General features: G+C 46.3%; 17 protein-coding genes. 2 read left to right on the top strand and 15 right to left on the bottom strand.

Annotated elements, in window-relative coordinates:
* Positions 1-593: 593 nt before the first annotated feature.
* The 15 genes from rseP to topA form a co-directional block, all read right to left on the bottom strand.
* A complete protein-coding gene (gene rseP / locus LPY66_RS06905; RefSeq protein WP_337988043.1) occupies positions 594-1673 on the bottom strand; it encodes an RIP metalloprotease RseP in 1080 nt (359 codons plus the stop codon).
* Positions 1674-1782: 109 nt separating this feature from the next.
* Entirely contained in the window at positions 1783-2949 is a 1167-nt protein-coding gene (locus LPY66_RS06900; RefSeq protein WP_337988042.1) for a 1-deoxy-D-xylulose-5-phosphate reductoisomerase, read from the bottom strand.
* A 285-nt stretch (positions 2950-3234) separates the two neighbouring features.
* Complete coding sequence (locus LPY66_RS06895; RefSeq protein WP_337987357.1) at positions 3235-4023, bottom strand: phosphatidate cytidylyltransferase; 789 nt, start codon at positions 4021-4023, stop codon at positions 3235-3237.
* A 7-nt stretch (positions 4024-4030) separates the two neighbouring features.
* Positions 4031-4792, bottom strand: a complete 762-nt coding sequence (locus tag LPY66_RS06890) for an isoprenyl transferase (RefSeq protein ID WP_337987356.1) — start codon at positions 4790-4792, stop codon at positions 4031-4033.
* Between the two features lie 268 nt (positions 4793-5060).
* Positions 5061-5618, bottom strand: a complete 558-nt coding sequence (gene frr / locus LPY66_RS06885; RefSeq protein WP_337987355.1) for a ribosome recycling factor — start codon at positions 5616-5618, stop codon at positions 5061-5063.
* A 4-nt stretch (positions 5619-5622) separates the two neighbouring features.
* Positions 5623-6339, bottom strand: a complete 717-nt coding sequence (pyrH, locus tag LPY66_RS06880) for a UMP kinase (RefSeq protein ID WP_337987354.1) — start codon at positions 6337-6339, stop codon at positions 5623-5625.
* A gap of 90 nt (positions 6340-6429) precedes the next feature.
* Entirely contained in the window at positions 6430-7083 is a 654-nt protein-coding gene (gene tsf, locus LPY66_RS06875; protein WP_337987353.1) for a translation elongation factor Ts, read from the bottom strand.
* A gap of 87 nt (positions 7084-7170) precedes the next feature.
* Entirely contained in the window at positions 7171-7908 is a 738-nt protein-coding gene (gene rpsB / locus LPY66_RS06870; RefSeq protein WP_337987352.1) for a 30S ribosomal protein S2, read from the bottom strand.
* 205 nt (positions 7909-8113) lie between these two features.
* Positions 8114-8548 (bottom strand): hypothetical protein, encoded by a 435-nt coding sequence (locus tag LPY66_RS06865; protein WP_337987351.1) that lies wholly within the window; start codon positions 8546-8548, stop codon positions 8114-8116.
* Positions 8549-8629: 81 nt separating this feature from the next.
* Positions 8630-9421: a GTP-sensing pleiotropic transcriptional regulator CodY gene (gene codY / locus LPY66_RS06860; protein WP_337987350.1), complete on the bottom strand. Its 792-nt coding sequence runs from the start codon at positions 9419-9421 to the stop codon at positions 8630-8632.
* A gap of 111 nt (positions 9422-9532) precedes the next feature.
* A complete protein-coding gene (gene hslU / locus LPY66_RS06855; protein WP_337987349.1) occupies positions 9533-10915 on the bottom strand; it encodes an ATP-dependent protease ATPase subunit HslU in 1383 nt (460 codons plus the stop codon).
* Positions 10915-11457, bottom strand: a complete 543-nt coding sequence (hslV, locus tag LPY66_RS06850; protein WP_337987348.1) for an ATP-dependent protease subunit HslV — start codon at positions 11455-11457, stop codon at positions 10915-10917. Before hslV ends, hslU begins: the two co-directional genes overlap by 1 nt.
* Before the next feature lie 108 nt (positions 11458-11565).
* Positions 11566-12456: a site-specific tyrosine recombinase/integron integrase gene (gene xerA, locus LPY66_RS06845; RefSeq protein WP_337987347.1), complete on the bottom strand. Its 891-nt coding sequence runs from the start codon at positions 12454-12456 to the stop codon at positions 11566-11568.
* 156 nt (positions 12457-12612) lie between these two features.
* On the bottom strand, positions 12613-13929 hold the full coding sequence (gene trmFO / locus LPY66_RS06840) for a methylenetetrahydrofolate--tRNA-(uracil(54)-C(5))-methyltransferase (FADH(2)-oxidizing) TrmFO (RefSeq protein ID WP_337987346.1): 1317 nt from the start codon (positions 13927-13929) through the stop codon (positions 12613-12615).
* A 66-nt stretch (positions 13930-13995) separates the two neighbouring features.
* Positions 13996-16089, bottom strand: coding sequence for a type I DNA topoisomerase (gene topA / locus LPY66_RS06835; RefSeq protein ID WP_337987345.1), 2094 nt, complete (start codon positions 16087-16089; stop codon positions 13996-13998).
* A 553-nt stretch (positions 16090-16642) separates the two neighbouring features.
* On the opposite strand from topA, the gene LPY66_RS06830 reads away from it, so the two are divergent.
* The gene (locus LPY66_RS06830; protein WP_337987344.1) at positions 16643-17710 is read left to right on the top strand and encodes a TRAP transporter substrate-binding protein; all 1068 of its coding nucleotides are present in this window, start codon (positions 16643-16645) and stop codon (positions 17708-17710) included.
* Positions 17711-17882: 172 nt separating this feature from the next.
* Positions 17883-19838, top strand: coding sequence for a TRAP transporter large permease (locus LPY66_RS06825; protein WP_337987343.1), 1956 nt, complete (start codon positions 17883-17885; stop codon positions 19836-19838).
* The last annotated feature ends 292 nt before the right edge of the window (positions 19839-20130 follow it).

Genomic DNA, 20130 nt, shown 5'->3' with positions numbered 1-20130 from the left:
ATATTCACCTGTCAGATGCTCAGGTTCGCTTTTTCTGTAGCAATAATAATTATTTCCCATTTTCCACTAATAGTGCATCTTGCCATCTCGCAGCTAAGTCTTTCTCCGGCAGAGTGACCCGAAAGCATTGCTTTAAGCTTGGAATGTTCACAATTACATAACCACAGAGCTAGGCTACGTAATATATACTCAGCAACAAGCGGAGCACGGATAGCGCAGCCCCGCAGTAAAGGTAACGGATGACCAATTGCCACGGACACCACGGATGGTGTAGGAATGGCAAGATCATGGATAACTAATGTCACGGATGCTATGGATGGCATCAAGTGACAAAGGCACTGAGGCAACAATCTGCCGAAAGCGGGTAAATATTACTTATCGGGCCCCCAGTATGTCTTGAAATAACATTCTTAAATATTTGTCCAATTCTATAAAAAGGGCTGTATGTCACAATACCGGCGTCAAGCGGAGCATGGATTGCGTAGCGCGGCTGTTAGCGCCATGGATGGCGCTATCTGCCGAAAGCGGTATGTGACGTACAGCCCTACCCCAAATAATCGAATGTCTATTTACTTAAAGATCGTTATACTAGCTTACTTCGTAATCAGCCTCACAATATCCTGATAGGTCACCGCGATCATCAGCGCGATGAGCAGGGCAAAGCCGGTGAGCTGGATCCATCCTTTTTTCTCCGCGCTTAAAGGCTTGCGCCGGATCCCTTCATAGATCATAACCACAAGCTGTCCCCCATCAAGTGCGGGCAGCGGCAGCAGATTCAAAACAGCAAAGTTGATACTCAAAACAGCGGTCAGAGTAACTAACGTGGACATCCCTTGCTGAACACCCTCATGGATAACCTGGCCGACGCCGACAGGGCCTGACAACTCGGGCGGGACCTTTCCTGTAATCATATCCACGATGTAAAGAATCAGCATACGGGTAAACTCAATTGTCCGCTGGATGCCGTACTTAATCGATTGCCCTACGGAGACCTTTTCCATGGTATAGCTCGGAGTGATTCCAATCAGTCCCTGTTTCGACTGTTGGTCATATTCCGGTGTTATTTCCAGGCTGACAACTTCGTTCGTCGCCGCTTTCTGGATCGTAAACTGCATTTCCTCACCGGGATGGGCATGGATCTGTGCTGTGACTGAATTCCAATCGGGAGTGTTCACCCCGTTAATTGCCAGGATCCTATCACCAGCAACAATCCCAGCGGCGGCAGCCGGTTTATCCTTGGAGACTTCGCCGATGATGTTGACATTTTGCGGATTAGCAACGCCAAAGACGGCAAAGAGAAATACAAACAGCGCCATCCCTAACAAAAAATTCATAATGGGCCCGGCGACAACGACGAGCATTCTGCGCCATAAGGATTTATTCTCGAAGCTGTGGTCCCGTAATTCCTGTTCACTGATATCCAGATTCTCTCCATTTTCCCTGCCGGCCTGAATCTCTTCAGCACTTAAAAACCGATTAAACCCGCCAAGGGGTAAGAGTCTGACCGAATATAGCGTTTCCTTGCCCTGGTACCCGAAAATTTTCGGTCCAATACCAAAGGCAAATTCCAAAACCTTGATTCCTGCTCTTTTTGCCATGATAAAATGACCAAATTCATGGGCGAAGACCAGAACACCGAAAATAATGATAAATGCAATTATCGTCTTTAACATGTAAACCAATTCGATTCACCCCCAATAATCGATGTGCGAGGCATGATGCCCGAGGTCCGATTTATGTATTCCCTTCAGGATATGTTACTGTTATTTTAAATACGTTGTACTAGTCTCGTGCATTGTGCTTCATGCTTCGAATAAGTTCGTTCGCGTACTCCCTGGCCCATCCATCTGCATCCAGAATGGTATTTATGTTGTCTACCGGCAGGACCTTGTGGGCCCGGCAGGTTTCCTCAACCAATTCAAGGATCTCAAGATAGTGTATGCGGCCTCCAAGGAAAGCATGTACACAGATTTCATTGGCGGCATTCATCACTGCCGGAAGGGTTCCGCCGCGTCTGCCGCAGCTGAAGCCAAGCCTTAGGGCTGGGAAAGCATCCAGATCCGGCTCTTCAAACGTCAGGTTTTTTCCAGCGAGGGAAAGGTGTTCCGACGTATTGGTCCACCGCTCAGGATAACTCAGAGCATATTGAATAGGTATCCGCATATCCGGTACACCAAGCTGAGCGATCACAGAACCATCGCCGTATTCAACCATGGAATGAACAATGCTTTGAGGATGCACCAAAACATCAATGTCATCATAGTCGACACCGAATAAGAACTTGGCTTCAATTACTTCGAGGGACTTGTTCATCATCGTCGCGGAGTCTATCGTAATTTTCGCCCCCATGGTCCAGTTCGGATGTTTGAGCGCCATGGCTGGCGTAACTTTGGCCAACTGCTCACCGGTCCACCCCCTGAAGGGGCCGCCGGATGCCGTCAGGATAATCTTTCTCAATTGTTTCTTATTTCCATTTATACATTGGAATACCGCCGCGTGCTCACTGTCAACGGGTAAAATGGAACAGCCGTTTTCAGCAGCTTTTCTCATGACAAGTTCTCCCGCAGCCACCAGTGTCTCTTTATTCGCCAGCGCAATATCCTTACCGGCTTGCAGTGCCGCCAAGGTGGGCTCAAGGCCGATACTGCCGCTGACTGCGGTTACAACAGTTCCCACCGGTTCTGCCGTCGCTGCTGCGATTAAACCCTCGACACCGGCAAGGACTTTTACCGGAAGGTCTTTGACTCTTTCTTCAAGATCATGTGCACGCCGCTCATCCATCATCACAGCGAGTGCGGGATTGAATTCACGGATCTGCTGTTCGATTAAGTCTGTCCGGGCATTTGCTGTAAGAGCATATACCTTCAGTTTCCCTTCGGCAGCTCTCACTACATCCAATGTCTGTGTACCGATGGAACCCGTGGAACCTAATACCGAAATCATTTTCACTGCTTTGTTCTCCAATTCCAAAATATCCAGCCTTACGCTGGCGGTGTACAACCAAACCGGCACTATGCTGGACATCAATTATCATTATACTATACGGTTAATTACTTAAGTTTTCCTTAAAAGGACGGTACTTTGTAACACCTAAAACTTGCATTACTCGGCGAGGAAAATTTTCGTATGACAAGGCGGAGGATTGAGTAATACTGGTTGTATTACGAATGCCGACAACACAGTTAGACGGAAATTTAACCGGCGATAATCTAAGGAATTAGGTGTTACAGAGTACTAGTATACGATCCCAAGCTGGATCGCATAATATACTAAAGGCAGGGCAAAAAGGAAACTGTCAAACCGGTCTAAAATACCGCCATGCCCGGGAATCAGCTTCCCGGAATCCTTGACCCCGGCCGTTCGTTTCAATGCGGATTCAAATAAATCGCCGATTTGAGAGACCATGCTCGTTAACAGCGACAACACCAGAATACCCGGCAGTGATCCGATATCGGTAATCAGCCAAAAGGCCAGACCACTGATCAGCGCCATAGCCAAACCACCGATGGCACCCTCCACCGACTTGTTAGGACTGACTTTCGGTACAAGTTTATGTTTTCCCAACGTGATTCCGACAAAAAACGCCCCGGTATCGGTCAGCCAAACCATGGCAAAAACGAAAAAGCACCAATAGAGACCATCAGGAAGACCCCGAAGGGATTCGAGAAAGGTAAACATGAAAACAGGATAGATCAGCGCCAAAAAAGAATAGGCGACCTTTTCCAGAGATACGTTCGGGTATCTTAACGCATAACTTCCCAGGGTCAGCATCAGCCATACAACACCAAGGGGAAGCAGCCATTCTTTCAATCCCGAAACAAATACGATCAGCCAAATCGTACAGAAAACAACCATGGGCCATTGACGGATAATGAAACCCGCCTTGCGTCCGATATAGAGAAATTCTCTCAGTCCCAGCAAGGCAAGAATCACGACCAGAATACTCAGATACCAGCCGCCAAGCCAGGTCACAATTAATAAAAGAGGGGCTCCAATGAGAGCACTGATAATTCTCTTTGTCATTATTGCCTCAACATTCCGATATACCGCCAAAACGACGGTCTCGTTTTTGATAGTTACTTATGGTTTTCAGCAGGGATTCGCGATTAAAATCCGGCCAGCATTCGTCAACAATTACAATTTCCGAATAGGCGGCTTGCCAGAGCAGAAAATTGCTTAAGCGCATTTCACCCGAAGTCCGAACGACTAATTCTGGTTCGGGACAACCTTTTGTGAACAAATGACTTTCAAAAACTTCTTCGGTTATTTGATCCGCGTCAAGAATCCCGTTCTTTACTTCGAGGGCTATTTCCTTGACCGCTTTCAGTATTTCCGAGCGACCGCCGTAATTCAAGGCTACGTTAAGCACCAAGCCCGTGTTATCACTGGTTTTTTTACTGGCCGTGGCGCATGCCTCTCTGAGATCGGCAGGCATATCCTCCCGATGTCCCAAAATGCAGATCTTGACATTATTCGCGTGAAGCTCAGCCAATTCTTTGCGAATATACTCATTGAGCAAGGACATCAGAATCCCTACCTCGGTTTGAGGTCTTTTCCAATTCTCAGTGGAAAAAGCATAGATTGTTAAATACTTGATCCCAAGATCATTGCTGCCTCTGACGATTTCACGCAGGGCTTCGACACCGGCACGATGGCCGATGGCCCGCGGTAAACCTTTCTTCTGAGCCCAACGACCGTTTCCATCCATAATAATGGCCAGATGTTTTGGAATTCGCGTTATATCAATATTTTTCTTTGAAAAGTCATCGGTAGCTTTCTTCCAAACTTTCACAATCGTTTATCCTCTTGCCTTGATATAGATTGCCTGCGGAAAGACCCCCTAATCCCAGGGGGCCTATCACTCATTCCTTTTTAAATCTATCATGGACTAGAATAAAATGCAACTTTTCATCGGTTGAATGGCTTACTCGGAGGACACGCAGGTCTCCGCACGGAGTCACCCGTCCCGATGGACAGGTCACTTCAAACGAAAATTCTTTGTTTGTTTGTGCCAATTCCGCCTGGACATCATTCCATTTTTTTCCGAGCAATGACACGCATCACACTTCCATTACTTCTTTTTCTTTTTTCTCCAGGATATCCTCGATATCCTTAATGATTTTATCCGTTAGCTTCTGAGCTTTTTCCTGCGCCTTTTTTGCATCATCCTCAGAAACGAGTTTTTCTTTTTCAACTTGTTTGATGTCATCGATCACTTCACGGCGAATGTTACGAATCGCAATCTTTGCATCTTCACCCTTTTTCTTGACCGTCTTGACGAGCTCTGCACGACGGTCTGCCGTAAGCTGCGGAATACTGAGCCTGATCACAATTCCGTCATTGGATGGGTTAAGGCCAAGATCGGATTTGAGAATGGCTTTCTCAATATCTTTGATCGATGATTTATCCCAGGGCTGAATCGTAATCATCCGCGGATCGGGTACCGAAATATTAGCTAACTGATTGATGGGAGTCGGTGTACCGTAATAGTCAACGGTCACCTTATCCAGTATTGCCGGATTTGCACGTCCCGCTCTGACTGTCGCCAAGTCTTTACGCAGCACTTCGACTGTTTTATGCATTTTCGAGTCGGCTTCATTTAAGATATCATTGACCATTGTATTACCTCCCTACATATGTCCCTATAGGCTCTCCCTGGATTGCCTTAATAATATTACCATTCTGTTTCAAATTAAAAACAATCAACGGAATATCGTTATCCATACATAATGAGGTTGCCGTTGAATCCATTACGCCGAGTCCCCTGCTCAACACTTCTAAATAACTCAGTTTTTCAAATTTTTGTGCATTTGTGTTTTTGAGGGGGTCACAATCATAAACACCATCAACCTGTTTTGCCATCAATATGACATCCGCTTCAATTTCTGCTGCCCGGAGAGCTGCCGTTGTGTCTGTGGAGAAATAGGGATTGCCCGTCCCTGCTGCAAATATGACAACCCTTCCTTTTTCCATATGGCGAATGGCGCGCCTTCGTATGTAAGGCTCAGCTACCTGTCTCATTTCAATTGCCGATAATACCCGGGTATCGATATGGTGCTGTTCCAAGGCATCCTGCAAGGCCAGGGCATTCATAACAGTGGCCAGCATGCCCATATAGTCAGACGTTGCGCGGTCAATCCCCTGTGAACTTCCCGCAATTCCGCGCCATATGTTTCCCCCGCCGACGACAAGTGCAATATCTACCCCAAGCTTCTTGGCTTCACCGATCTGCTTGGCAACTGTATCCAGCATATCCTGAGCTATGCCGAATCCCTGATTCCCGGCGAGTGCTTCTCCGCTCAGTTTAAGAACGATGCGGCGGTAACGCGCTTCTGTCATATACGAACCTCCGTCAATTCTTCAAAGTTTATTTCTACACTAAAGAAAAAAATCCTTTTCCCTCAAAAAAGAGAACACGAAAGTGTTCTCTTATTTATTGATTTCTCTCATAACTTCATCGGCGAAATTATCTTGTTTCTTTTCGATTCCTTCACCCAGTTCGTAACGGGCGAATCTGCGAACAGAAATTTTCTCTCCGATTTTAGCTATCTTGCCGATGATCAGATCCTTGACCAAAATATCGGGATCTTTGATAAACGGCTGTTCTACTAAACATACTTCTTTATAGAACTTTTCCAAACGGCCATCAACCATTTTATCGACGATTTTTTCCGGTTTGCCTTCATTTAATGCCTGCGCCCTGAAGATTTCTCTTTCATGGGCAATGACATCGGCCGGAACGTCTTCTTTATTAACATACTGCGGTTTGGCAGCTGCAATCTGCATCGCGATATCTTTAGCTAACAGTCTGAATTCGTCTCCGCGAGAAACAAAGTCGGTTTCACAATTGATCTCGAGCAGTACGCCGATTCTTCCGCCGCCATGGATATAAGCTTCAACGATTCCCTCGGCAGCAATGCGTCCTTCTTTCTTAGCCGCTGCGGCCAAGCCCTTTTCTCTTAAGAAATCGATGGCTTTGTCCATATCGCAGCCGCATTCGGTCAGTGCTTTTTTGCAGTCCATCATGCCTGCTCCGGTTCTTTCCCTGAGTTCTTTAACCTGAGCAGAGGTTACTTCAGCCATAATCAAACCTCCTTACTTTAACTTAATGCAATAAAAAACAGGGTAAGTCATGAAGAACATACCCAAAACTTACCCCCTGTTTTTTAACTATTCTTCAATGTTTTGATTGATCTCTTCAGCTTCTTCAGTATCGTCGTCGAGGCTTCCCTGTTGTCCCTCGATGATTCCATCGGCCATTTTCGCTGTTAACAGCTTGACAGCACGGATAGCATCATCGTTAGCCGGAATGACGACATCGATCTCATCCGGATCACAGTTGGTATCGACGATCCCGACGATCGGAATGTTCAGTCTTCTTGCTTCGGCAACGGCAATTCTCTCTTTGCGCGGGTCAACAATGAATAATGCATCCGGCAGTTTCTTCATGTTCTTGATTCCGCCAAGGAAACGTTCCAGTTTACCCATTTCATGGCGCAGTGCAGCAACTTCTTTTTTCGGAAGCACTTCAAAAACACCTTCGGCTTCCATCTTTTCCAGTTGATGCAGTCTCTGTACCCGTTTTTGGATCGTCTGGAAGTTGGTCAGCATACCACCGAGCCAACGCTCATTGACAAAGTACATGCCACAGCGTTCTGCTTCTTCCTTCACGGATTCCTGAGCCTGTTTCTTGGTGCCAACGAACAATACTGTTCCGCCATTAGCAGCGATATCCCGGATGAAATTATAGGCTTCGTCGACCTTCTTCACTGTTTTCTGGAGGTCGATGATGTAAATCCCATTTCTTTCCGTGAAAATGTAACGCGCCATTTTTGGATTCCAGCGGCGGGTCTGGTGCCCGAAGTGTACACCGGCTTCTAAGAGTTGCTTCATAGAAATTACAGCCATTGTGTTACACCTCCTCTCTACACTTGTTTTTTCCTCCGCAGGTTCATACCCGGTACCCTTTGCAAGCAAAGAACCTGTACCTAAGTCCCACTGCGTGTGTATTTATAAAAAATCACACTGCGATTAGGATACCATATGCCATACATGAATGCAAGCAAAACCCATGTTAACTCTATATTTTTCTACCCTTTTAGTGAGAGCAGGTCTATGCCTCTTTCAATCCGTAGTGAGCAGCCAGGTTGGAGCGGATATGATGGTTGGCAATATACTCTTCTAAATCGGTTAACAACTCGTTGTAGGGGAAATAGTGATCTGTCAGGTAATACACTTTTTTCCCGGCTTTGATCAGTACAATCTCTTCGTTTTTCTTTGTCCAAAAGAAAGCTGTTTTTCGAATATCCTTCGGTTCCAATACCCTCTTTCCGAAAAGAGAACGGAATATGATCGTATTGCCTGTGATGGCAATACGTTTGCTTTTGGCTGTGAGCCAGATGGTCAGAATAACCAGTACCGTTACAGCGTAAATACCGGCAAGCACCAGCAGATACAGATCAGGCAAAGAGATAAAAAAGCTGATTGATGCAAACAGAACCGGATACAGAATCAAATAGAGTATTCCCGGGATGACAATCGGTTTCATGCGGTACATATATTCTTGCGCATACATAGTGATAATACCCTTCTTCAGTACTATATGAATACACGGTTACCTGCTGACCGATCAGTGGTGACGATGCAAGTACTTGTCCAATTCTTCGAGAAGGAATTCATTGAGAACCTTAATAAAGGTACCCTTCATCCCCAAGGATTTCGATTCAATCACACCGGCTGATTCGAATTTGCGCAGCGCATTGACAATAACTGAACGAGTGATCCCCACTCTGTCAGCAATTTTACTGGCAACCAGCAGTCCTTCACCGCTGCCTAATTCGGCAAAGATGTGCTCGACTGCTTCCAGTTCGGAATAAGACAGTGTCCCAACGGCAATTTGAACAGCCGCTTTTTTACGGGCAACCTCTTCCGCCTGTTCCGCCTTGGCTCTTAGAATTTCCATACCGATGACCGTCGCGCCATATTCCGCCATGATCAAATCCTCTGCGGTAAATTCCTTATCGAACCGTGCGAGGATCAAGGTCCCAATACGGTCTCCGCCGCCGAGGACCGGAACAACGGTGGTTATCTTATTCTTGAATATACATTTGTCTTCCGGACCGAATACACACGCATTTTCCTTTTGGGTCAGGTTGGCGTGAGTTTCGGTGATTTTCAATAGTCCCTCATTATAGCTTTCCGGAAACCGTTCGGCATGATGAACAATTTCTTCCATCTGACTGCACATAAAGTCTTCCATAAACTGATAACCGAGGATCTTTCCCCTGCGCCCGACGATATAGCAATTCGCATCAATTTCTTTTCCCAATACTTTAGCCATTTCAGCAAAGTCGACAGGTTTGCCAGCGGCGCTCTGGACAAGCCTGCTAATGGTCCTGGTTTTTTCCAGTAACCTTTCCACAAGTAATACCCCCTAAATCTTTCTCCAACAAGGTTGAATCATAATAATTTTCAAAATATTATTTCAATTATATCCAAACACGATAAAAATTGAAAGAACCATTTTCCTATATTATAAAATATATTTGGATAGATCCTGGTCTTTAGCCACATCGCCAACCCGTTTCTGAATATATTCGCGGTTAATGGTTATCGCATAATCCTCCGGTAATTCCGAGGCTTCAAACGAAAGCTCCTCAAGTACTTTTTCCACGATGGTATGAAGTCTTCTGGCTCCGATATTCTCTGTTGAGGCATTGACATGAAAGGCGATCTCAGCAATTTCTTCAATTGCATTTTCCGAAAACATAACATTGATGCCTTCGGTTGAGAGCAGCGCGCTGTATTGTTTAATCAGCGAGGCCTGGGGCTCGGTAAGTATGCGTTTAAAATCGGCGACACTCAGAGATTCCAGTTCCACCCGGATCGGCAATCTCCCCTGCAGTTCCGGAATAAGATCGGACGGCTTCGAGACATGAAAGGCACCAGCGGCTATAAACAGAATGTGATCCGTCCGTACCGGCCCGTATTTGGTCATTACCGTCGATCCTTCGACTAACGGCAGGATATCGCGCTGGACACCGCCGCGGGAAACATCCGGCCCCCCGGCTGCCTCTTTGCCGGCAATTTTATCGATCTCATCGATAAAAACAATCCCTTCCTGCTCAGTCCGTCGAACTGCCTCCTGTACCGCTTCATCCTGATCGATCAGGTTCTGCGCTTCTTCCTGGGTCAGGAGCCTGCGCGCTTCCTTCACGGTAACTTTACGTTTTTTGTGTTTTTTGGGAAACATCCCGGCCATCATATCCTGTAAATTGACACCCATCTCCATGCCGGACGCCCCGAGCATATCAGCATAAGGCTGGCTTTCCTCGACTTCGATTTCCAACGTATGGTCTTCGAGTTCCCCTTTATGCAATTTTTGTCTTAAAAAATCTCTGTCTTTTTCTACTTCGGGCGAAACCGGTGCTTCTTTTTCCTGTTCCGCATCCTGATTAAATAAATACTGAAATGGATTCGGATTGGATGTCTCTTTCTTTTTGCCGGGAGCCAACAAGGCGAGCAGTCGTCTCTCTGCATTGATTTCCGCTTGTGCTTCTACTTCCTTCATTTTTTCTGCCTTGACCATACGCAGAGCGATCTCGATGAGATCACGGATGATGGATTCAACATCCCTTCCGACATATCCCACCTCGGTGAATTTCGTTGCTTCGACTTTGTTAAACGGTGCTTTGACCAGTTTGGCCAACCGCCGCGCAATTTCTGTCTTTCCAACCCCGGTGGGACCGATCATTAAAATATTTTTGGGAAGCACATCTTCCTGCAGTGAAGCCGGCAAAAGCGAACGGCGGTATCTGTTGCGCAAGGCAATGGCAACTGCCCGTTTAGCTTCCTTTTGCCCAACAATATATTTGTCTAATTCAGCCACAATTTCTTTTGGTGTCAGCTGCTCCATCAGACGTTGTCCTCCAGTTCTTCCACAATGATGTTTTCATTCGTATAAACACAAATAGAGGCAGCAATCTTCATTGCTTCCTTTACCAGTTCTCCGGCACTTAAGTCAGTGTGCGCATTCAGCGCTCTGGCCGCCGCAAGTGCATAATTCCCACCGGATCCGATGGCGGCAATGCCATCATCGGGTTCAATGACTTCGCCGGAACCTGAAATAAGCAGAATCGTGTCTTTATCAGCGACGATCAGCAATGCTTCCAAATTTCTCAGCATCTTGTCAGTACGCCATTCTTTTGCAAGTTCAACAGCAGCCCTTGCCAGATTTCCGTGGTATTGTTCAAGCTTCCCTTCGAATTTTTCAAAAAGGGTAAACGCATCGGCTACCGAGCCTGCAAATCCAGCCAAGACCTTCCCTTGATAGAGACGGCGGATCTTCCGGGCTTTATGTTTCATCACCGTCGCCTGTCCCATGGTCACCTGTCCGTCGCCGGCAATGGCTACCTGGCGGCCCTTTTTAATGGCAATAATCGTTGTTGCATGAAACATATGGTACCTCCTACAGTGAAGTTTACTTTTAAATAATACGTGAGTCAAGGCAAAATATTCAAAAATGCAATTGTATTTATGAATATTAAAAATTTTTGCAAAATAAAATTATTTTGCGCGGGGATGGGCGCTGCGGTAGACGCTGCGCAGTTTTTCCCGGGTCAAATGGGTATAAATTTGAGTCGACGATAATTTCTTATGTCCCAATAATTCCTGGACGCTTCGCAGATCCGCACCGCCTTCCAGGAGATGCGTGGCAAACGTATGCCGGAGCATATGGGGATGGATATGTTGGTTCACCTTGGCTTCCTTCTCAATCTTTTCAAGAACTCGCCGTACTGAACGGGCAGTGAGGCGCGTATTCTGGTAGTTGAGAATCAATGCCTCCTCCTGATCCCGGCGCTGCGAAAGATACTGTCTAAGGATAGCGACAGCCGGTTCTGTTAAAGGAACTATCCTCTCCTTTTTCCCTTTTCCTCTGACTTTGATCAAACAGTCGCCGATGGCCACATCCATTATGTTCAAACTAACCAGTTCGCTTACCCGAAGTCCCGATCCATATAAAAGTTCAACAATGAGCTGATCCCGGCAACCAAAGCGGGAATCCAGCTGAGCCGCTGTGAGGAGTTTTTCCATATGCTCCTGGAAAAGAAACCGCGGCAGGTGCTTCTCTATTTTCGGTGTGGTGATGTTCTGAACCGGATTTTGACCGATATGTCCCTCACGGCTGAGATAGCGATAAAAAGAGCGCATTGCCGCTAATTTGCGAGCGATGCTTTTACGCTTCAGCCTTCTTTCCGACATGCGTCCAATAAAACTGCGAACAATATATTTATCGACGGCATTAACATCAAGGTTTTCGACATCCGTCCCTAACTCACCGGCAGCAAATTCCAGAAATTGCAGTAAATCGGATTGATAGGAGGATATGGTCAGTTCAGAGGAATTCTTTGTTTTCAGGTAATCGGAAAAAGAATCTAAAGCATGGTCAGCCAGCACGGCCAACACCCCTTAACCATTATAGATTGAAGATAGGTTATACTATTCCATCTTCACAGGAATGGATTTATTTGGCAAACCGCCTCTCATTATAGCAAGTTCATATAAGCATTGCAATCATTATAACAATTTTCTGAAACCTTTGAAACAGTTAACTTATAGGTTAATCTCATTTTCTTGCACATACTTTGTCAATGCCACGAGGGCTCTTTCGGAAATCTTGGCGTTCTTTTCCCTTTTTCGTCTGATACGCTGTTCCAGTGGGGCGATGATTCCAAAATTAATATTCATCGGCTGAAAATCCACACTCGGTGACCCCTCCAGATGACGGGCTAATCCTCCCAAGGCTGTTTCCGGCGGGAAAACCAGTGTATCCATGCCCATGACCCGCCGATAGGCATTTAAACCTGCAAGCAGACCGCTTGCTGCCGATTCAACATAGCCTTCAACACCTGTAATTTGACCGGCGAAGAAGATATGGGGACTGTCTTGTAAACTAAAATCAGCCCGGAGGACCTGCGGCGCGTCAAGGAATGAATTCCGATGCATGACGCCGTAACGCACAAACTCCGCGTTCTCAAGTCCCGGAATCATGCGGAAAACCCGTCTCTGTTCCGACCATTTCAAATGGGTTTGAAAGCCGACCATATTCAGAAGCGTTCCTTGAATATTCTCTTTACGCAACTGAACAACAGCATAAGGCCTCTCATCCGTATGCGGATTGCGAATACCAACCGGCTTCAGCGGGCCAAAGGCCATCGTCATGGGCCCTCTTTGCGCCATGACCTCAATAGGCATACAGCCTTCAAATACATGTTTATTCTCAAAGCCTTTGACCTCAGCGGTTTCCGCGGTAATCAACGCTTCATAGAATGCCTCATATTCTTCTTTATTCATCGCACAATTCAAATAATCAGCCTCACCTTTATCGTAGCGGGAAGCCCAAAAGGCTTTTTGCATATCGACACTGGCCAGGTCTACGATGGGCGCTGCGGCATCAAAAAAGGAAAGGGCTTCCTTTCCGGTTAATTGCAGGATGTCCTCTGCTAATTTATCCGATGTCAGGGGGCCTGAGGCAACGATAACCATTTTATCACGCGGTATTGCCGTAACCTCTTCACGGTTCACCCGAATCAGGGAATGGGCAGAAATCCGATCTGTGACCCATTGTGAGAACTGTTCCCTGTCAACTGCCAACGCCCCGCCGGCTGGAACGGATGTGGCGTCGGCCGCCTGCATGATCAGCGAATTCAAGCGGCGCATTTCTTCCTTAAGCAGGCCCACGGCATTTTCCAAACCGGCTGCCCTAAGCGAGTTACTGCAAACCAGCTCGGCAAAGGAACCGGTTTTATGAATCGGGGTTGATTTATCCGGTCTCATTTCGTAAAGCTCAACCGCAATGCCGCGCTGGGCCAATTGCCAAGCTGCTTCCGGACCTGCCAAACCACCGCCGATTACCATGACTTTATCCATTGAGTACCACCTTGTCGTTTTACAATAATCGTAAAAGCTTAATCTACACTTAGAGTATCCAAAAACTCATTCGTTATCTTTCAATTCCTCAATATGTCGGCAGTCCTTATTCGTACAGACATATTTCCGGCTGCGTTTGCTGTTTTTTTCAACCATCGCTCCACCGCATTCCGGGCACGGATACGGTGCCGGCTTTTCCCAGGCAATAAAATCGCATTCAGGGTATTTGCTGCACCCGTAGAATTTACGGCCCTTTTTCGATCTTCTGGCTACAAGTTTTTCGCCGCATTTCGGGCAGTTGACTCCGATCTCTTCTAACAGCGGGCGGGCATTTCGGCAATCCGGGAATCCGGGGCAAGCTAAAAACTTACCGAACCGTCCCATCTTAATGACCATGTTTCTGCCGCATAATTCACAGACTTCATCCGACACTTCATCCTGAACCTTAATTTTGCCGATAGTCTGTTCGGCAATTTCCAAGGTTTCAGCGAAAGGACCGTAGAATTCTCCAATGACCTGCTTCCAATCCACTTTTCCGTCTTCGATACTATCCAATTTTTCTTCCATATTGGCAGTAAATTCGAGGTCGACAATATCCGGGAAGTGTTCTTTAAGCAGCGTCACAATAATCTCGCCCAATTCTGTCGGAACTAATTTCTTTTCCTCTTTCACCACATAGCCGCGGGTTTGAATCGTCTCAATAGTCGGCGCGTAGGTGCTTGGCCGTCCGATACCCTCTTCTTCCATCTTACGGACCAGCGAAGCCTCGGTAAAACGCGGCGGAGGTTCGGTAAAATGCTGTCTTTCCTGAAGGCTTTCAAGATGGAGTTGCTGATTTGCTTCAAGATTTCCTTTCAGGCTGCTTTCCGGGTTTTCCTGTTTCTCTGGTTCATCCAGGCTTTCCTCGTACACGGCTAAATACCCCGGAAATTTCACCGAGGAGGCATTTGCTCTAAACAGGTAGTTGTCCGCTTGAATATCAACGGTCAGGGTATCATACACGGCAGCACTCATTTGACTGGCCACAAAACGATCCCAAATCAACCGGTAGAGTTTGAGGAGATCCCGTCCAAGGTAAGGTTTGACGGCATCCGGAGTCCGAAGAACGGACGTGGGTCGAATGGCTTCATGGGCCTCCTGAGCACGGCCCTTACTGGTAAATATCCGTGTTTCGGGGGGATAATAAGGGTCCCCATGATTCTCCAAAATATATGCTTTCGCTTCTTCCTGAGCCGTTTCAGCTATGCGGACAGAGTCCGTACGCATGTAGGTGATCAATCCGACAGTTCCGTTCTTTCCTAAATCCACACCTTCATACAGCTGCTGAGCTAGCATCATTGTCTTTTTGGGCGAATAATTCAGTTTTCGATATGCCTCCTGCTGAAGACTGCTGGTGGTAAACGGCGGCGCCGGCTGCCTGCGCTTCTCCTTTGTTTTCACCTCGGCAACCCGAAAGACAGCCGAGCGTAAATCACTAAGAACGCCATCCATTTGATCCCTGCCGGTGATGGTTAACTTCTTGCCGTTTTTATGGAGAAGTTTGGCGGTGAATATCCCTCCGGCGTATACAAGACTGGCTTCTAATGTCCAATATTCCTCCGGTTCAAAACCGCGTATTTCTTCCTCCCGGTCGCAGATTATTCTGACTGCCACCGATTGTACTCTTCCCGCGCTTAAGCCTTTTTTAACTTTTCGCCACAGGAGAGGACTCAGTTTATATCCCACCAGTCTGTCCAAGACTCTGCGCGCTTGTTGGGCATTGACCAGATCCATATCGACCTTGCGTGCATTCTTGACCGCATTTAAAATTGTCGGTTTTGTAATTTCGTGGAATTCGACCCGGGCAGATGTTTCCGGATCCAACCCAAGAAGATGCATCAAATGCCAGGCAATCGCTTCCCCTTCCCGGTCAGGGTCGGAGGCCAGCAAGACTTTATCCGCTGCTTTTGCCGATGCCTTGAGGTCTTTCACAAGATCCCCGCGGCCCCGGATAGCAATATATTTCGGCTCAAAATTACGGTCGATATCGACTCCGATCTGGCTCTTAGGCAAATCCCGCAAATGTCCCATAGACGCTTTGACAAGATAATTCTTGGACAAAAATTTGCTGATGGATTTTGCTTTCGCCGGTGATTCTACAATTACCAAGGTTTTGGCCATGCTGCACCTCATAATTTATTGATTGAACTAAATTGCTTAGTCCATTCAACGATTAATTTCTTTCATATATAATACGGTTATAAATATAAAACAATTTAAGATAAATTACTATGCACTATGCAATATAATAACCGATTACAAAAAAAAGTAAAACAAATTATACCATTAATTTAAAAAATCACAATCCTAAAGACTTTTTGAACGAAAATACAAAACTATTTGGACTATTGAAAATATTCAGCAAAAAATATATAGTATTGAAAAGATCTGTTTAACACCTCTCAGTTGATGGGTATCGATTTTCATAATGGAACCATATTCCCATAATAGAAATCCAAATGCGATCGATTCATTGCCACATTTATGAGAAACATCGTTATTTTCAGACTTTTTTGCCTTGGCATGTTTTCTGCATACATCGAGATAAATGAAGCGAATTATGGAGGTGATGGTATCCTCATTCAATTCAAATGAAATGTCATTCGTTAGTGGTGCATCGGGAACTTATGTAGAGAAAATTAAAAACGGAATACCGTACAAGGGAGGAAATAGCGTGAGAAAAAAGAGCCCACTCATTATCGTTCTGAGCTTATGTCTGATTTTATTGGTCTCTTTAACCGGGTGCAGCAGTTCCAGCACAGCGCAAAACGAAAAAGTCACGCTCATTCTCAGTACCCATGAAAACGAAAGCAGCTGGTGGTGCCAAAACATACTGAACCCATGGGTTGAGGAAACGGAAAAAGCGGGCAACGGCAAACTGGATATTGAAGTCCATTACGGCGGTGAACTTGTCGGGATCATGGATGCGTACGATGCGGTGGTCAAAGGAACCGTGGATATGGCCGAAGTATTCCCATCTTTGGTTTCCGGTCAATTCCCCTTATCCGACATCAATACGCTGGCATCGTCAAATAAGGTCAATTACCGCCCGGGCACAACCTACTGGGAACTCATTGAAAAATTCCCGGAAATGCAGACTGAATACAGCCAAGTAAAGCTGCTGGGTGTCGGCCAGTTTTATGAGCCATACCTCGGAACCGTCAGTAAACCAATTAAAACGTTTAGTGATATGAAGGGTTTACAGTTCTTAGCTAACGGCCCTGCCAGTGCCAGCAGATTAAAGGCGTGGGGTGCCACCCCGGCGAATGTTCCCCCTTCCGACCTGTTCTCCTCACTCCAGAAAGGTGTTTTACAGGGAACAGCCGTTGCTTTATTAAGTTTCGAAGGTATGGGCTTTGGCGATGCGATCAAATACTTAAGCCATGTCAACAGTGACAGTACGAACCTGGCATTGATCATGAACAAAGATAAATTTGCCGGTCTGCCTGAAGATCTTCAGAAGGTTCTGACTGACGCCGGTCTTAAGTTCACTCAGGAACATGACGAGATCCAAGTCAACGCCGATCCGGGCTTCCAACAATCGGTAACCGAGAAATACGGCGTCCAGTTTATCGACGTACCGCAAGCCGAGTTGGAAAAGTTCGAAGCCTCCGGTGCTCCCGTACGGAACAAGCTTGCATCAGAACTTGATAAAAAAGGTCTTCCCGGTACGGAAGTAAAGAATTACTTCCTTGAACTTGAGAATAAATATTCAGCTGCTGAATATGCGCCTCAAAAATAGACTTAACTTGTCTAACCATGATTTAACCTTGACGGGAATATAAGCACCAGGGATCCTGGTGCTTATACCCTACTTATATAACGATACCATACACTCATTTTTCTTTTCACTGTCAGCCTGCACACAGATGACTCAACAGTCACACCATACAAAGATGAAGGAGATAACTGAGATGGATGATGCAATCACGCAGAAACTGCACGTGGACATACTTCCCCCCGGAAAGCTGCGTGGCTTGGATAAAATGATTGCCGTTTTGGACAAAGTCGGAACGGTATGCCGCTATGTCAATATTATCGGTGTCGGTATGTTATTCCTTATGTTAGTCCTTACTTTCATCAATGTTATTATGCGTAAGTTCTTTAACTCGCCGATTGTCGGTGTTGTCGAAATCACCGAAGTCCTGATGGTCATGGCCGTTTTCCTGGCGATAGGCCATACCCAAAATAAAAAAGGGCATGTCAGTGTTGACCTCATTACGGAAAAATTGAAACCCGTCCCGAAACTGATTATGGAAGGGATGCATAATCTGCTGGCAACGTTCATTTTCATCATTATTATTTGGCAAGTTATCTTACAGACTATTTACTTTGCCGCTAATAACTCCAATCACAGTCAGTATTTATTTCTTCCCAACGCACCCTTTGACGCCATTATTGCCTTCGGCTGTATTTTACTGACGCTCTTATTGATTCGTGATTTTCTCATCAATATTCGTGACGGACTCAACTGTAAACTTAAGGGATTCCAATGGCTGCTGATGATAGGCATCCCTGTTTTGATCGCCGTCTTCTCTTATTTTTGGATGCAGCCGACACTTTGGCATATCGACAAGGTCACTGTGGGGATCATTGGCATCGTTTTATCTGTTGTCTTGTTTCTCGTCGGTTTCCCGATTGCGTACACGATGTTTTTTGTCAGCTTTATATTTGTCGGCAATGTCCGAGGTATTCCCACCGCTTTGGATATGCTCGCTTCGGATACTTTCCGAACTGTAAGCTCGTATTCCTGGTCCGTACTGCCATTCTTTACCTTAATGGGGTTTGTTTGCCTCTACGCCAGGTTTGGGGACGATCTCTTTGTTGCTGCGTTTAAATGGATAGGCCATAAAGCCGGTGGCATGGCCATGGCTACCGTCGCTGCGTGCGCGGCTTTCGGTGCGATTGTCGGGGACAGCGTCTCTGCAACCGCAACTATGTCGTCTGTCGCCGCCGAGCCAATGAAACGATATAAATATAAGGATGTTTTGACAGCCGGCGCCATCGTTGGCGGTGCCAGCCTGGGACCGGTTATTCCACCGAGTGTCATTTTCATTATGTTTGGTCTCCTCACCGGTGTCTCCATCGGGGACTTGTTCATGGGCGGCGTATTTCCGGGCCTTCTTATGGCTTTGTGTTTTATCGCCATCATCTCCATTTGGTGCAAAATGGATCCAACACTGGCCCCCCCAGGCGAAAGATCCAACTGGAAAGAACGCATCATCTCGTTAAAAGCCGTTGGTCCCGTCGTCATTCTCTTTGTCATTGTGATCGGGGGTATCTATACCGGAGTATTCACTCCGACGGAAGGCGGCGCAATCGGTGCCTTCATTGCCTTAATTCTCGGGCTGCTCGGCCGAAGGGTAAATTTTAAAATTTTTGCAAATACGCTCCTGGAATCCGGCAATGTCATCGCCATGACCTTTCTGATCGTTATTTCGTCAAATATGTTTACCCGCATGCTGGCCTGGTCGAATGTATCCGGCGCTATGAAGCGATTTGTTCTTGATCTGAATATGACACCTTCCATTTTTGTCATCGTGACCATGCTCATCTTTACCTTCCTGGGATGCTTCCTGAACGGCATATCGCTTATCCTGATTACGATCCCGATTTTCTTCCCCATCACGACAGCTTTGAACATCGACCCGATGTGGTTTCTTATTCTCTCCTGCATTGCGATGAATCTGGGCAATCTCACACCGCCCGTCGGTATCAACCTCTTTGTTCTGAAAGGAATGCAAAAGGATATGCTGATGTCGGATATTTATAAGGGCTCAGTTCCATTTGTGATAGGCACACTGGTCACACTGATATTGCTGTTTCTTTTTCCACCAATTTCCACTTGGCTGCCCAGTATTTTGCGCTAAGAATTCTCTAATAGGATGAATTAACTCAGGTGCACCCCAAAGGTTGGTACTAGTATTATGATCTTTCAATAATTAGACAAATATATTCTTTTGGGTCCGGTCCGCGCACCACATTCCGCTTTCGTCTCTTGCGCCATCCGTGGCGCAAAGAGCCGCGCTCCGCAATCCTACTCCGCTTGCCGCCGGAAATGTGGTACGCAGACCGAGCTATGGGGGTTGAATGTTCAGTTATTTTGAGAACGTTGTACTAGATACTACACTAATCTTGGCGGTGCACCTTTATATGGCGACT

It is taken from the genome of Dehalobacter sp. DCM (assembly GCF_024972775.1).
Classification (GTDB): Bacteria; Bacillota; Desulfitobacteriia; order Desulfitobacteriales; family Syntrophobotulaceae; genus Dehalobacter.
The sequence above is the reverse complement of the archived record's forward strand: the minus strand, read 5'-3'. Positions and strand labels throughout refer to the sequence as shown.

Excerpts from the sequence above, each read along its gene's own strand:
- tsf (WP_337987353.1), bottom strand. The coding sequence starts at position 7,083 with ATGGCTGAAGTAACCTCTGCTCAGGTTAAAGAACTCAGGGAAAGAACC.
- rseP (WP_337988043.1), bottom strand. The coding sequence starts at position 1,673 with ATGTTAAAGACGATAATTGCATTTATCATTATTTTCGGTGTTCTGGTC.
- topA (WP_337987345.1), bottom strand. The coding sequence starts at position 16,089 with ATGGCCAAAACCTTGGTAATTGTAGAATCACCGGCGAAAGCAAAATCC.
- LPY66_RS06825 (WP_337987343.1), top strand. The coding sequence starts at position 17,883 with ATGGATGATGCAATCACGCAGAAACTGCACGTGGACATACTTCCCCCC.
- LPY66_RS06865 (WP_337987351.1), bottom strand. The coding sequence starts at position 8,548 with ATGAAACCGATTGTCATCCCGGGAATACTCTATTTGATTCTGTATCCG.
- pyrH (WP_337987354.1), bottom strand. The coding sequence starts at position 6,339 with ATGACAGAAGCGCGTTACCGCCGCATCGTTCTTAAACTGAGCGGAGAA.
- hslU (WP_337987349.1), bottom strand. The coding sequence starts at position 10,915 with ATGGAGCAGCTGACACCAAAAGAAATTGTGGCTGAATTAGACAAATAT.
- rpsB (WP_337987352.1), bottom strand. The coding sequence starts at position 7,908 with ATGGCTGTAATTTCTATGAAGCAACTCTTAGAAGCCGGTGTACACTTC.
- trmFO (WP_337987346.1), bottom strand. The coding sequence starts at position 13,929 with ATGGATAAAGTCATGGTAATCGGCGGTGGTTTGGCAGGTCCGGAAGCA.
- hslV (WP_337987348.1), bottom strand. The coding sequence starts at position 11,457 with ATGTTTCATGCAACAACGATTATTGCCATTAAAAAGGGCCGCCAGGTA.
- frr (WP_337987355.1), bottom strand. The coding sequence starts at position 5,618 with ATGGTCAATGATATCTTAAATGAAGCCGACTCGAAAATGCATAAAACA.
- LPY66_RS06895 (WP_337987357.1), bottom strand. The coding sequence starts at position 4,023 with ATGACAAAGAGAATTATCAGTGCTCTCATTGGAGCCCCTCTTTTATTA.